Origin of the sequence: Snodgrassella sp. W6238H11, from assembly GCF_016100525.1 — a bacterium.
GTDB lineage: Bacteria > Pseudomonadota > Gammaproteobacteria > Burkholderiales > Neisseriaceae > Snodgrassella > Snodgrassella alvi.
The window spans coordinates 30,739-44,953 of the sequence record NZ_JACFSH010000003.1 but is presented as its reverse complement, the minus strand read 5'-3'; the positions used below and the strand labels follow the sequence as shown (position 1 = coordinate 44,953).

Annotated in this window: 7 protein-coding genes; 2 read left to right on the top strand and 5 right to left on the bottom strand. The window is 41.6% G+C overall.

Annotated elements, in window-relative coordinates:
• Nucleotides 1-7,250, bottom strand: a 7,250-nt coding sequence (locus H3V00_RS06595; protein WP_198231795.1) for an ESPR-type extended signal peptide-containing protein, incomplete at its 3' end; no start/stop codon positions are given.
• Nucleotides 7,251-8,791: 1,541 nt separating this feature from the next.
• Nucleotides 8,792-9,727 carry a DMT family transporter gene (locus tag H3V00_RS06590; RefSeq protein WP_198207225.1) on the bottom strand — a complete coding sequence of 312 codons (936 nt, stop codon included), beginning with the start codon at nt 9,725-9,727 and terminating at the stop codon, nt 8,792-8,794.
• 603 nt (nt 9,728-10,330) lie between these two features.
• On the opposite strand from H3V00_RS06590, the gene H3V00_RS06585 reads away from it, so the two are divergent.
• Nucleotides 10,331-10,924 carry a DUF2975 domain-containing protein gene (locus H3V00_RS06585; protein ID WP_171991478.1) on the top strand — a complete coding sequence of 198 codons (594 nt, stop codon included), beginning with the start codon at nt 10,331-10,333 and terminating at the stop codon, nt 10,922-10,924.
• A 39-nt stretch (nt 10,925-10,963) separates the two neighbouring features.
• Nucleotides 10,964-11,164 carry a helix-turn-helix transcriptional regulator gene (locus tag H3V00_RS06580; protein WP_194240767.1) on the top strand — a complete coding sequence of 67 codons (201 nt, stop codon included), beginning with the start codon at nt 10,964-10,966 and terminating at the stop codon, nt 11,162-11,164.
• A gap of 95 nt (nt 11,165-11,259) precedes the next feature.
• Here H3V00_RS06580 and H3V00_RS06575 read toward each other — a convergent pair whose 3' ends face one another.
• The 3 genes from H3V00_RS06575 to H3V00_RS06565 form a co-directional block, all read right to left on the bottom strand.
• On the bottom strand, nt 11,260-12,027 hold the full coding sequence (locus tag H3V00_RS06575) for an SDR family oxidoreductase (protein ID WP_174830691.1): 768 nt from the start codon (nt 12,025-12,027) through the stop codon (nt 11,260-11,262).
• Between the two features lie 20 nt (nt 12,028-12,047).
• On the bottom strand, nt 12,048-13,211 hold the full coding sequence (locus H3V00_RS06570) for an isochorismate synthase MenF (RefSeq protein ID WP_198207223.1): 1,164 nt from the start codon (nt 13,209-13,211) through the stop codon (nt 12,048-12,050).
• Nucleotides 13,212-13,375: 164 nt separating this feature from the next.
• A complete protein-coding gene (locus tag H3V00_RS06565; protein ID WP_198207221.1) occupies nt 13,376-14,164 on the bottom strand; it encodes a 4'-phosphopantetheinyl transferase in 789 nt (262 codons plus the stop codon).
• Between the last annotated feature and the right edge of the window lie 51 nt (nt 14,165-14,215).

The following is a 14,215-nucleotide window of genomic DNA, read 5'->3' as shown; positions in this document are numbered from 1 at the left end:
CTACTAGACAAAGTAGAGACATTACTGTTGGTAGTAGAGAGTCCGGTATTGTTACCGGCAGTCACAGTGGAAAGACTGTTGCTCAGCGAGGTGGACAGATTATACAGCTGGCTGCCATTGACGGCATCGGTAGAACTATTGCTCACTGTACCGTTTGCTACATTGGTAATCTTCTGGGCAGCGCCGGAGCCATGGCTGGCATCATAAGCATTATCATTCCATTGCAGTGCATCGCGTCGCAGGTCACTGATGCTGGTATTAACCTCTGCTAAGCTGGTCGACAGCGTAGCTGTTGCGCCGGAAACTGTATCCAGACGGTCAATAGCACCATTCAGTCTGCCAGTCAGATTACCTACAGAAGAGGAAACGGTGTTGAGTTTATCATTGGTGGTAAACAGTTGACCGCCTGTTACTGCCTCATTTGAACCCAGTTCAATTTTTCCGCCTGTAATATTGGTGATTTTTTTGTAGTTTGCATCATAATTTTCACCATTTATTTGCAGGGCATTCTGATCCAGAGTATTGATTCTATCTGTAGCAGAAGACAAATTATCGGAAATTCTGGAAGTGGATTCAGCAATACTGTTAATCCGCGTATTGGTCTTATTCAGGCTATCATTCAGATTCGCCACTGTAGAGCTTAAGCTGCCTACCCTCGAATTAGTCTGATTTAGCTGACTGCCATTGACTGCATCGGTGGAATCCGGGGCTAAATCAGCTTCGGCTACGCGGGTAATTTTCTGCGCCATAGTAGAACCATGGCCGGCATCGTAGGCAGATCCATTCCATTGCAGAGTATTGTCCTGCAGTCTGGTTACAGCAGCAGTTACTGAATTTACCGAAGTGGATACAGCATTAATACTAGAATTTGTAGTATATAGCTGGCTGCCATTCACTACATCTGATGAATCAGGTGCCAGTAAACCGTTTGCAACATTGGTAATTCGATACCGGGCATTGGTAACACCATGGCTGGCATCATAATAACTGTTGCCATTCTCTTCCTCTACCCATTGCAAGCTGTCTTTTTCCAGTTTGTTTACTGTATCGTTCACTTTGTGTACTGAGCTGGAAACGATACTCAGATTGGAATTAGTAGTAGATAACTGGCTGCCATTTACAGCATCGGTAGAGTTATACGTCAGATCACCGTTAGCTACATTGGTAATCTTCTGAGCCAGATTAGTACCATGGCTGGCATCATAGGCACCAGAGCCATCGGTGTTCTTTTTCCATTGCAGCGCATCAGACTGTAAAGCAGCGATATTGCTGTTTGCTGTACTGATATTACCATTGATATTGGTCAGATCACCGGCACGGCTTACAACAGTAGACAGTGAGCTGAAGCTGGTAGCAGAAGAGGTGGATAACTGATAGAGCTGACCGGCATTAACTGCATCAGTAGAGCCGTCTTCCAGCTGACCGGCAGCCACATTAGTAATCTTCTGCGCCTGATTAGTACCATGGCTGGCATCATAAGCACCAGAGCCATTGGTATTGTTTTTCCATTGCAGCGCATCAGACTGTAAATCAGAAACATTGCTGCTTACCGTATTCAGTTTACCGGTGGTGTTTAGAGCAGCGGTAGATAAAGAAGTGATACCGGAAGCAGAAGAGGTGGATACCTGATAAAGCTGGCTGGCATTAACTGCATCAGTAGAACCGTCTTCCACCAGACCGGCAGCCACATTAGTAATCTTCTGCGCCTGAGTGGTACCATGGCTGGCATCATAGGCACCAGTACCATCGGTGTTCTTTTTCCATTGCAGCGCATCAGACTGTAAATCAGCGATATTGCTGTTTGCTGTACTGATACTACCATTGATATTGGTCAGATCGCCGGCACGGCTTACAACAGTAGACAGTGAGCTGAAGTTGGTAGCAGAAGAGGTGGATAACTGATAAAGCTGACTGGCATTAACCGCATCAGTAGAGCCGTCTTCCAGCTGACCGGCAGCCACATTAGTAATCTTCTGCGCCTGATTAGTACCATGGCTGGCATCATAAACACCTGAGCCATCGGTATTTTTTTTCCATTGCAGGGCATCAGCCATTAGCTGAGTAACATTGTTAGTGATATTGGTAACATTACCTGTATTGGCCACCGCTGCGTTCAGATTACTCAGACTGGTTGAAGTGGTTGTAGACAAGCTGTAGAGCTGTGCGGCATTAACCGCATCAGTAGAATGCTCATCCAGTACACCGGCCGCTAAATTACTGATTTTCTGAGGACTGGATGTTCCATGGCTGGCATCGTAAAAACCAGAACCATCAGCATTTCCATGCCATTGCAACGCATTACTGAGCAGAGAGCTAACTTGAGTATTCAGAACATAAACATTGCTGGCAACAGTAGAAATATTACCAGTAGTAGCTACCGCTTCATTCAGATTACTCAGGCTGGTCGAAGTGATTGTAGACAAGCTGTAGAGCTGAGCGGCATTGACTGCATCAGTAGAATGCTCATCCAGTACACCGGCTGCTACATTGCTGATTTTCTGCGGACTACTTGTTGCGTGACTGGCATCATAAAAGCCTGAGCCATCAGCATTACTTTTCCATTGCAGCGCGCCACCGAGCAGAGTGCTTACCTGGTCATTTAAGACATTGACATTATGAGAAATATTGGCAATATTACCAGTAGTGGCTACTGCCTCATTCAAATTACTCAGACTGGTTGAAGTCGTTGTGGATAAGCTGTAGAGCTGGGCAGCATTGACCGCATCAGTAGAATGTTCATTAACCTGACCGGCGGCAATATTGGTGATTCTCTGCGCACGGTTGGTTCCGTGACTGGCATCGTAAAAACCAGAACCATCTGCATTTCCATGCCATTGCAGAGCATCAATAACCAAATCATTCACTTTAGTAGTTAATGTACTGATATTACTGTTAACATTCGTCAGATCACCAGCACGATTTAAAGTGGATGATAATGTACTCAGTCCGGTAGATGAAGAAGTAGATAGCTGATAAAACTGAGCAGCATTGACTGCCTCAGTAGAGTATTCATCTATATGACCGGCAGCAATATTGGTGATTTTCTGCGCACGATTAGTTCCGTGACTGGCATCATAAGCTCCGCTACCGTCTACATTACTTTTCCACTGCAATGCATCAGATTTTAAAGCAGAGACATCGTTGCTTACCGTATTCAGTTTACCGGTAGTGCTAAGAGCAACAGTGGATAAAGAAGTGATACCACTAGCAGAAGAAGTAGATACCTGATAAAGCTGACCGGCATTAATCGCATCAGTAGAATTTTCATTTATCAGACCAGCAGCCACATTGGTAATCTTCTGCGCCTGATTGGTACCATGGCTGGCATCATAGGCACCAGAGCCGTTGGTATTCTTTTTCCATTGCAGCGCATCAGACTGTAATTCAGCAACAGAACTGCTCAGTGTACTGATATTACCATTTACATTGGCTATATCACTGACACGGCTCACAGCGGTAGACAATGAGTTAAAGCTGGTAGAAGAAGAGGTGGATAAATGGTAGAGCTGACTGGCATTAACCGCATCAGTAGAATTGTCTGCCAGCTGGCCGGCAGCTACATTGGTAATTTTCTGTGCCTGATTAGTGCCATGACTGGCATCATAAAAGCCGCCGATACCATTAACATTATTTTTCCATTGCAGCGCATCAGACTGCAAAGCAGAAACATTGTTGCTTACCGTATTCAGTTTACCGGTGGTGTTTAGAGCAGCGGTAGATAAAGAAGTGATACCGGAAGCAGAAGAGGTGGATACCTGATAAAGCTGGCTGGCATTAACTGCATCAGTAGAACTGTCTGCCAGCTGACCGGCAGCCACATTAGTAATCTTCTGCGCCTGATTAGTACCATGGCTGGCATCATAGGCACCGGAGCCATCGGCATTGTTTTTCCATTGCAGTGCATCAGACTGTAAAGCAGAAACATTGCTGCTTACCGTATTCAGTTTACCGGTAGTGCTAAGAGCAGCGGTAGATAAAGAAGTGATACCGGAAGCAGAAGAAGTAGATACCTGATAAAGCTGACCGGCATTAACCGCATCAGTAGAACCATTTATCAGCTGACCGTCTGCCACATTGGTAATCTTCTGCGCCTGATTGGTACCATGGCTGGCATCATAGGCACCGGAACCATCGGTATTCTTTTTCCATTGCAGTGCATCAGATTTTAAATCAGCAACAGAGCTGCTCAGTGTACTGATATTACCATTCACATTGGCCATATCACTGACACGGCTCACAGCGGTAGATAAAGAAGTGATACCGGAAGCAGAAGAGGTGGATACCTGATAAAGCTGACTGGCATTAACCGCATCAGTAGAATTGTCTGCCAGCTGACCGGCAGCTACATTGGTAATTTTCTGTGCCTGATTAGTACCATGGCTGGCATCATAAAAGCCGCCAATACCATTAACATTATTTTTCCATTGCAGTGCATCAGACTGCAAAGCAGAAACATTGCTGCTTACCGTATTCAGTTTACCGGTGGTGTTTAGAGCAGCGGTAGATAAAGAAGTGATACCGGAAGCAGAAGAGGTGGATACCTGATAAAGCTGGCTGGCATTAACTGCATCAGTAGAACCGTCTGCCAGCTGACCAGCAGCCACATTAGTAATCTTCTGCGCCTGATTAGTACCATGGCTGGCATCATAGGCACCAGAGCCATCTGTGTTCTTTTTCCATTGCAGCGCATCAGACTGTAAAGCAGAAACATTGCTGCTTACCGTATTCAGTTTACCGGTGGTGCTAAGAGCAGCGGTAGATAAAGAAGTGATACCGGAAGCAGAAGAAGTAGATACCTGATAAAGCTGACCGGCATTAACCGCATCAGTAGAACCATTTATCAGCTGACCGTCTGCCACATTGGTAATTTTCTGCGCCTGATTGGTACCATGGCTTGCATCATAGGCACCGGAACCATCGGTATTCTTTTTCCATTGCAGTGCATCAGATTTTAAATCAGCAACAGAGCTGCTCAGTGTACTGATATTACCATTCACATTGGCCATATCACTGACACGGCTCACAGCGGTAGATAAAGAAGTGATACCGGAAGCAGAAGAGGTGGATACCTGATAAAGCTGACTGGCATTAACCGCATCAGTAGAATTGTCTGCCAGCTGACCGGCAGCTACATTGGTAATTTTCTGTGCCTGATTAGTACCATGACTGGCATCATAAAATCCGCCAATACCATTAACATTATTTTTCCATTGCAGTGCATCAGACTGCAAAGCAGAAACATTGTTGCTTACCGTATTCAGTTTACCGGTGGTGCTAAGAGCAGCGGTAGATAAAGAAGTGATACCGGAAGCAGAAGAGGTGGATACCTGATAAAGCTGGCTGGCATTAACTGCATCAGTAGAACCGTCTTCCACCAGACCGGCAGCCACATTAGTAATCTTCTGCGCCTGATTAGTACCATGGCTGGCATCATAGGCACCAGACCCATCGGCATTGTTTTTCCATTGCAGTGCATCAGACTGCAAAGCAGAAACATTGCTGTTCAGTGTGCTGATATTACTATTAACATTGCTCATATCACCGACTTTGCTTACAGCAGTAGACAACGAGCTTAAACCAGTGGTTGTAACACTGGCCAGATTTTTCATCTGTGCCACATTCACCGCATCGGTATCGTTTGTACCTGCTGCCAGACCGGTTAACTGACGGGTTATTCCGCTGCCTGCATTACCAATAGCAACAGCACCTGCGGTGCTGGTCCAGGTCGGATTATTCGCAGCAGAATTTGTACCAGTAGGGTCAAAGCCGGTTTTTCCTTTCTCAATATCGGCAACTGATCCGCTGCCCAGAGCGACACCTGTGTCTACAATAGTCGTAGCATTGGTACCTATTGCAATACCACTGGCATTGCTAACGCTGACAGAATTACCAATAGCAATTGCATCAGTAGCATTGGCACCTGTACTTGTGTTATTACCAATAATTAAGCCACGATCGGCATTAACCGTGTTATCATTGCCCAGAATCAGGCCACGAGTGGCCGTGACGGTATTATCATTACCAAAAACCAAATCTTTGGCTGAACTAACAGTATTATCATTACCAAAAACCAAATCTTTGGCTGAACTAACAGTATTGTTATTACCAACAATACGGATATTATTTACGCCTTCAGTTGTACCGCTAATGGTATTTTTATTACCGAAAACACCAGAATCATCAACAGCAATTGTGCCGTTTTCGTTACCAAGAGAATAAGTGTTGTTACCGGTAATATTGGTTGGGTTGCTCTGGGCTGCAATTATTTCACCATCCTTGAAAATGGCATTGCTTTGTACACCGCCGATTGCCCCGGATTTACGCCCGCTGACCTGATTACCCGCGCCAATACTGATACTCTGATCGCCAACTGCCTGTGCTGCATTACCGACTGCCACACTGCTGTTACCGGATGCAGTTGCACCGGCACCCAAAGCAACCGCTGCATCTTTATTTGCAGCACTGCTTAAACCAACTGCTACGCTGCCGGTACCATTTGAAGAAGCCATAGAGCCCAGAGCCACACTGGAAATACCAGTTGCCTGAGAGCTTATACCAAAGGCAATTGATGCAGCGCCGGAAGCCAGAGATGCTACGCCGAAAGCCATTGCTCCGCCCGCAGTTGCAGTTGCGTTAGCTCCGAATGCAGTGGAATAATTCCCGGTAGCGTAAGAACCGCAGCCATAGGCAAAAGAATAAATACCATAAGCTACAGGCATTGCATTGTTATCACCGCCGGTAGGGGCGGCCTGATAACCGGTTCCGCCATCGGTCTTACCTTCATCACTCCATGCTTCTGCTTTGTTAGAAGTTACGCTTCCGTATGGATGACTGGTTCCAAACGCAGTATTTCTAATGAAACGTAAGTATTCATCTTTTGCTGTAATGCCGTCTGAAACGGTTCTGCGACCATTAACTCTGTCTGCACCACAATGGTCGTCATCACCCGAGAATACCATGCTACCATGGCCGCCATATTGATAGCCGCCACCAGGCCAAACTGTACCGCTGTTATTGCCGCCGACAATTGCCGCATTAGCTGCATATACTGGAGCAATTGCCTGCCATTCTAAAATCAGCGCTGTGATTGTTACACTGACAATTTTTTTCAGCCCTAGCTTATTAATAATTTTTTTAACTATTGATTGTTCACAAACAGTATTTGATTTGGTTTTACTATTCGCCAGCTCTGATGCGGCTACCCATGTTTGGGTATTTTCATTCCAGACATTCCGATAAACCTTGTTCATAGGTTTTTCTCCTGATTGATTAAAGTTACAAAACCAACAATCCAGCCCCCTGTACTACAATTTGAATCTGCTTACCCGGCTTTAAAATATCTGCTTATCTTGACGGCTGTATCAGCAGATAGCCGACTCAGGAAATAATCTTCCGGAATAAACAATGACAAAGGTTTACCCAGCGTTAAATCCAATTAATGAAAAAGATTACGCTTGAAAAATAAAAGCTTATAAATTCTTAATTATTAATTATTAATATTTTCAGAATAGATAAATGATTAACTTAATCTTGTAACTTTTTAATACAAAGGTATGAGCAAACTGAATAATTAATATTAAATATATAGAATTAACATGAAAAAATATAAATGTACTTATTTATAATTAACTTTAAATGTAAGAATTTAATGTAAAAATTAAAATAAAGAATAAAAATGAGAGAGAAACAGTGAACAATGCCATTTTATGGCTGTGAATGATAGAAAAAGAAATATTTGATATATGCAAATTATTTAAAACGGATATTATTGCGGCATGTCGATTACAGGAGAAATCAAAAAAGATAAAAAATAATTTGGATTTAAGAAAATTTAAATCCAAATCAGCAGAGATAAGAAAGTAAGACGAACAAATTAGCCGGCTAAATCATAAATTTTCATATCGCACTTTTTATCTAGTTCTAAAAATTAGTAAACAAATTGATCATCAATTTTATAACCTGACTTTTCATACAGAGCTCTGGCTTTGAGGTTATCGATTGATGTGCATAATGGAATGCCGTTATAGGCAGAATTACCAGCGAAGTTTCTTACTTTTTCCATTAATGGGTGGCAACACCGCATCTTCTGTGGCTTTTTATAATATATAAGTCATTCAAAATGATAGTGAGTGATATAACTAAAGAAGAATATGAAAAATATAACTGTATAAAACCATATGCTGTTTTATTGTCGTAGGCTAGAAAAATGATTGAATCATTGTTTATCAATCTTTCTTTAATGAATTATTTTGATTCAGAATGACAATCCTTAATACCATAAAATTCTCGATATTCAGAGAAAAGTTATGATATATCATCAAATTCGTTTAATGTTCTTTGTAGTATATTAAATAAGGTATCCATACGTTTATCAATATCATAATGCTATTTAGATAATCAGCATTATGATATTAAACCGCTCCGTTTGGTTCAATATCTTATTTGTAATAGCATATTAATATCATAAAAGTGTAACTTTTCAGATTTCTTTAGAACGAGTTTTAATTTTGGCGGGAGAAATCTATTAAATCTGTACACTGCAAATCAAAATTAATATATATATATATTAGAATGAATCAACTGGTTTAGTTTTTTTGACTGAATTAATTCTATTATAGATTGTCTTTTATCTTTAAAGAAAATTAGTTTTCAGGATTATAAATAAAAGTGAATGGTATAAAACATCAATAAAAAATATATTAGAGGTGGAATTATGAATAGTGTATTTTCTGCCAAGGTATCAGCATTGCAGATTTTTTTATCCAGGATATGATAACTAACAAAAGAGTGATTACCTTTTGCTAATCTTTGTTCTTTTAAAAAAATAAGTTTCTAATAAACCCAATACATCATTAATCAGCATAATACCGGTAATAATTAACAGAGCACCGAGGAAAAAAGCATAGTCAGGTAATTCAGACAGAATCAGCCAGCCCATCAGCATGGCAAATATTGGCTCAGCTAATTCAGTTACCTGAACCTGAGCAGCGGATAAATAACCAAGTGCTTTGGTAGTACAGTAAAATCCCAGAATAGTAGGTAAAATGGCCAAAGCTATCAGCCCTGCGACGGTTTGCCAGTGAAAATCAAAAGGATTTTGCCGGAAGGTTGCTAAATAGGGTATAGCCAGATAGATCAGACCAAACAATAATAAAAATCTGGTCAGATAAATACCACCATGTAAACCGAATTTCTTAACCAATACACTAAACAGCCCGTAACCGGTTCCTGCGGCACTGGCAAATATCAATAACAATAATGAGGCCTGCCCAGACCATGAAATAATGCTAATGCCGGCGATTGCAACAGCAACACCGGAAACGGCTGATATTTTAATTTTTTCATTTAATAATAAGCAGCCGAAAACTAATGCCGCTATTGTAGCTGAAGCCATGAGTATCACGACTACATTCGCCGCACTGCCATGCCCGTAAGCGATTGTTTCAAAGAAAAACAAAGTAAATATTCCAAACAGAGCACACAGACCAATATGCATCCAGATTTTTATATTATTATCTGATACAGGGGCAACTATCTGAATTTGCCGGGCAAATGGAGTACGTATCAAGAGTAGTGAAACAAAAACAAAAGCCAGAAACGTTTTATAAAACGCTATTTCATAAGGATTCAATCCACTGGCCATCAGTAATTTACTGATAATACCTATAGAACCATTTAGTGCGGCTGCTGATAGTGCAAATAAAATTCCGGCTAAAGCTTTAGGCATTATGGACTTTCTCCGATAAATTTTTCCACATGGCAGATTTCGAATATGCTGACTAAACTCAGAATCAGGTTCCGATCATTCATTCAAACTTGTAGCTATCTGACACGATAATTAAATAATCATATGCTAAAGCCAGTATTCTATGCTGTTTAACAAGTCTGTTTTTATAGTTTTAAGAGTTCTTGATTGCCCGCCCCATCTCTCGGTTTCTGAATTTGTATTTGCTGAATAGTAGTCAGAGCAGAAATACTTTTACTGGTTTTAATCTGGTTTTTATTTTAATTATGCTAAATAAATATATTTATCATCGCCGGTGCTGATTATTTTTATAACATTTGATAATGCAACCGACCACTTAAATGATTGTTTTATTCTGTAACGGTTTAATGGTTATTTGAAGATTAATTCTGTATCAGCAGGGAACAGGCTTAGTTCACTTTAGACATAAAAGCCGGCTGTTGTCTTATCTGGTTGATGAATAATTATAATAATTAATTTTATATAATAAATTATTATTGTTTTATTTTAATTTTTTATTGTTAAATTTACATTTACATGATATTGTATGCCTGGTTTTTATATTTTTATAAAAAGGTACTAAACATGAACACTGTAATGCTTGAAACACATTCCCGATTAAACCGTTATTGCAAATTAATGTCTCAGTTAACCCTGATTCCTATATTCTGTATAGGTATCGGAATGGTATCTCCTTTATTATTTTATTTTTTTGATATTCATAATATCGGACTGAATTCCGGAGGATATTCATTTTTTATTACTCATAGTATGGGTGATGGTAATGCCGATATTGATATATCCAGACTTTCTCTATGGCAGGCAGTTTCTGCTACCTTAATTGATACCATAATCATTGCGATTCTGGCTTATGGTTTCGTTCAGCTCAGATTGCTGTTTTTAAGCTACAGTAAAGCAGATTATTTTTCTGTGAAATCAGCAAATTACTGTTATGCATTTGGTAAAGCTTTGGTGATTTGGGAAGTTTTACAATTGCTCTCAGAGCCTCTGCTATCGTTTATCTTAACGCTTAATAATCATTTTCCGGATCGGTATATTTCGATATCATTTGAAAGTAGTGATTTAATTCTGTTATTCCCTTCTATCAGTATTATGATTATCGGTCAGATACTAAAAAAAGCATGCCAGATTGCAGAAGAAAATAAGCAGTTTATTTAACAGGAGTTTAATGTGCCGATTAGAATAAATTTAGATGTTATGCTTGCTAAACGGAAAGTGAAATCAAAAGAGCTGGCTGCTGCTATTGGTATTACCGAGCAAAACCTATCTTTGCTTAAACAGGGAAAAGTAAAAGGCATCAGGCTAGCTACGCTGGAGGCAATCTGTCAGTATCTGGATTGCCAGCCGGCTGATATATTGGAATATATTAAAGATAATCACCCGGAAACGACATTGTAATCGTTATCATGTCGTTTCATTAGTGTATTGTCATATTTTACCCATAAGAAAAACTAAAATAAAAATCGTATTTTATCTGTTTTCTTTAAAGCGAATCAGACGCCCAGTGTTGCTCCGCCATCTACAACAATTTCCTGCATAGTGATCTGTGCTGCTTCTTCAGAGAGCAGGAAAGAAACGGTATTGGCGATATCTGCCGGCTGAGCCAGTTTTCTGAGAGGAATGCCAAGACGATATTGTGTTAAGTCACCATCCACTATACCAGCCGGTGGTTCGTTGTCGGTCCATAATTGTTGTTGCATCGCTGTGAGGGTAGAGCCCGGTGAAACGATATTAACCCGGACATACGGGGCAACTTCCAGCGCAAGATTGCGGCAGAAATGACTGAGTGCTGCTTTGGTGGTGGCATATAAACCCATCTCAGTGCGCGCCATGCGTGCACTGTTAGAGCTGACGGTAACAATACAGCCTTGTCGCTGCTGCCGGAAATGTGCGGCTAAATGCTGGCTGATGAATATGGGCGCCAGCAGATTAACATTCAGGCTGGTTTGCCATTGTGCCTCAGTGGCACTCAGCAATGGTGTAAGAATTAATACTCCGGCCACATTAACCAGACCGGTTATATTGTATTGATTAATCAGTGTATTGAGTAATATACGGGTTTCTTCGAAAGCAGTGATATCCTGACTAATGCTTGTCCAGTAAGTCTGATACTGGGCTTCAATCATCTGTTGTACCGGCCAGCTCGGCGAATAGGGCTGTTTATCGATTCCGATAACATGATAGTGCTGTTCGAGCAGTTTAATAACAATCGCAGCCCCTATACCCTGGGCTGCACCGGTAACGATAATGGCTTGCTGCATGGTTGTTTCTCCAGATAATGTTACTGTTGCTGAAATACATTGAGCATAGTTTGCATTTTGGCTTCGGTTTCAAACCATTCTGCTGCTGCGTCTGAGCCTGCAACGATGCCTGCTCCGGCATACAGGCGGATAATATTGTGATTCAGTAAGCCGTTGCGGATAGTAACGACCCATTCTCCGTTCCCGCTGGCATCCATCCAGCCATTCAGTCCGCTGTAGTAATGACGGTTATAGCCTTCATGATTGAGAATAAAGTCTCTGGCGATATCCGTTGGTGTGCCGCAAACGGCCGGTGTGGGATGCAGATGAAGTGCCAGATTCAGTGCATCGGGCGCATCGGCTTTCAGTTGCCCCTGAAAGACTGATGACAGATGAAACATGGTTGATGTAGTTAAAATTTCGGGTATTTCTGATGCCTGATACGCTGAGCAATAGCTGCTGAGCTTGTGCCGGATATTATCGATAACCAGCTGATGTTCATACCTGTCTTTGGCCGACTGATAAAGTTCTGTCTGAGTCTGGCTGTTGTGTTCCGGAATGGCAGGACGCGGTCGGGAGCCGGCCAGCGGGTTACTGCGTACCTGTTGCTGCTGGCGCGATAGCAGTAATTCCGGGCTGGCACCAAAAATGTACTGGTCTTCTTCTACAGGAATCATAAATTTATAGGCATCAGGATTTTGCCGGATAAGGATATTCAGTAAATCCTCCGGGCTGTACTGCCGGGCAAATTCAAATTCTGTTGCCTGTGACAGCACAATTTTTTGCATCTGTTTATCCGCCATAGCGCTTAAAGCCGTTTGAACACTGTGTTCGAATGCCTGACGCTCTACCAATGTTTTTTTGCGGATAAGTGAGTTTGCTGTTTTGCCTGCTGAAGCAGTATTGTGCTCAAAGTGAGCTGGTGAAGTTTGATTAAATTCACTGTAAAAATTTAAGGTGCCGTTCTTTCTGGTATCAAATGGAATAGCAGCAATAAGAATGGGATTGGCATATCCCTGTGCTTTGATGTGATTAAAACAGTCGGCAATCTGCTGATTGCAGGATTCGGACTGATTAACCGGCATGTGTATTTTGTGGATAAGATGTCTGGCACTGATGTGATGCTGTCTGGTTGCAAAACAGGCAAACTGATCCTGAGATTGAATAGGAGAGCGGGAAACAGCGCTTGATTCTGTAATCGTCATTTTATTACCTGTAGACAGATGCGGGTTGTATGTAATGAAAAGTATAGATAAATCAGGCTATGTAAGTTTGTTGATATTAATGCAAATAGTAATCATTATCAATTAAATATAATAAAAATACAGAAAAATTTTCTGTTCTGTGCAAAATTCAGCCACAAGCTGTTTCAGATATATGCAATGGTTATTATTTTTTCTTTTGTGCAATGGAAATAAACTTCTGCTGTTTGCGGATTTGCATGGGTAAGCGGTGAATCAATCAGGAAATTCAGGTATGAATGACGATACGACCGGAAAGCTATATCAGTAAAATTAATCAGTTTCTGATATTGATGAAACCATGCTTTGATAATGCTCTCTTTAGCTGAAAAAAGCAGCAGCGCCATCAGCGGCAGGTCAGTACTGTGTTCGGTTATATAGCGTAATTCGGCCGCCCGGAGAAACAGGGTCAGAGTACATTTATGCTCATTCATAATACTCTGGTGCTGCCGGTATTCAATATCGATACCCAGATAGCGGTGTGTCGGCTGTTTTTTCTGTACGCAGGCAATAGCCAGACATTGGCGCTGATTGCTGGTGTGGCTCAGACTTCCCTGTAAGGATTCAGGAAAAAGCGGCTGTCCCTGTGAGCCTGTTTTCAGATTAAAGTTGCTGTAACCATACTGTAATAATGCATATTTTGCCGCCAGCCGGCCGGCTATAAATTCTGTCTGGCGTTTGTGCCGGCTTTGTCTGATGTTGTCCGGCAGAAAGATGTTATGTATCTGACCAATTTTATGCAAAACCGCTGTGTCGGCTAATGGCATGCATATCTGGTGAATGGTGTTATTGCCGATGCTGATTGTGTGATGACTGAATAATGCAGGCGAATCATTCACCGGCAATAGCAATTTTCTGCTGCCGGCAGAAGTGTCTTTCCGGCAGTCTGTTCTGCCCGGGTCTGATATAAATGACATGCATAGCCTGTATTTTAAGATATGGCGCTAATCAGTAGTATTTGCCTGAAT

Bases quoted from the DNA above. Each gene is read 5' to 3' on its own strand.
- H3V00_RS06590 (WP_198207225.1), bottom strand. From the start codon at position 9,727: ATGCCTAAAGCTTTAGCCGGAATTTTATTTGCACTATCAGCAGCCGCA.
- H3V00_RS06585 (WP_171991478.1), top strand. From the start codon at position 10,331: ATGAACACTGTAATGCTTGAAACACATTCCCGATTAAACCGTTATTGC.
- H3V00_RS06580 (WP_194240767.1), top strand. From the start codon at position 10,964: ATGCTTGCTAAACGGAAAGTGAAATCAAAAGAGCTGGCTGCTGCTATT.
- H3V00_RS06575 (WP_174830691.1), bottom strand. From the start codon at position 12,027: ATGCAGCAAGCCATTATCGTTACCGGTGCAGCCCAGGGTATAGGGGCT.
- H3V00_RS06570 (WP_198207223.1), bottom strand. From the start codon at position 13,211: ATGACGATTACAGAATCAAGCGCTGTTTCCCGCTCTCCTATTCAATCT.
- H3V00_RS06565 (WP_198207221.1), bottom strand. From the start codon at position 14,164: ATGTCATTTATATCAGACCCGGGCAGAACAGACTGCCGGAAAGACACT.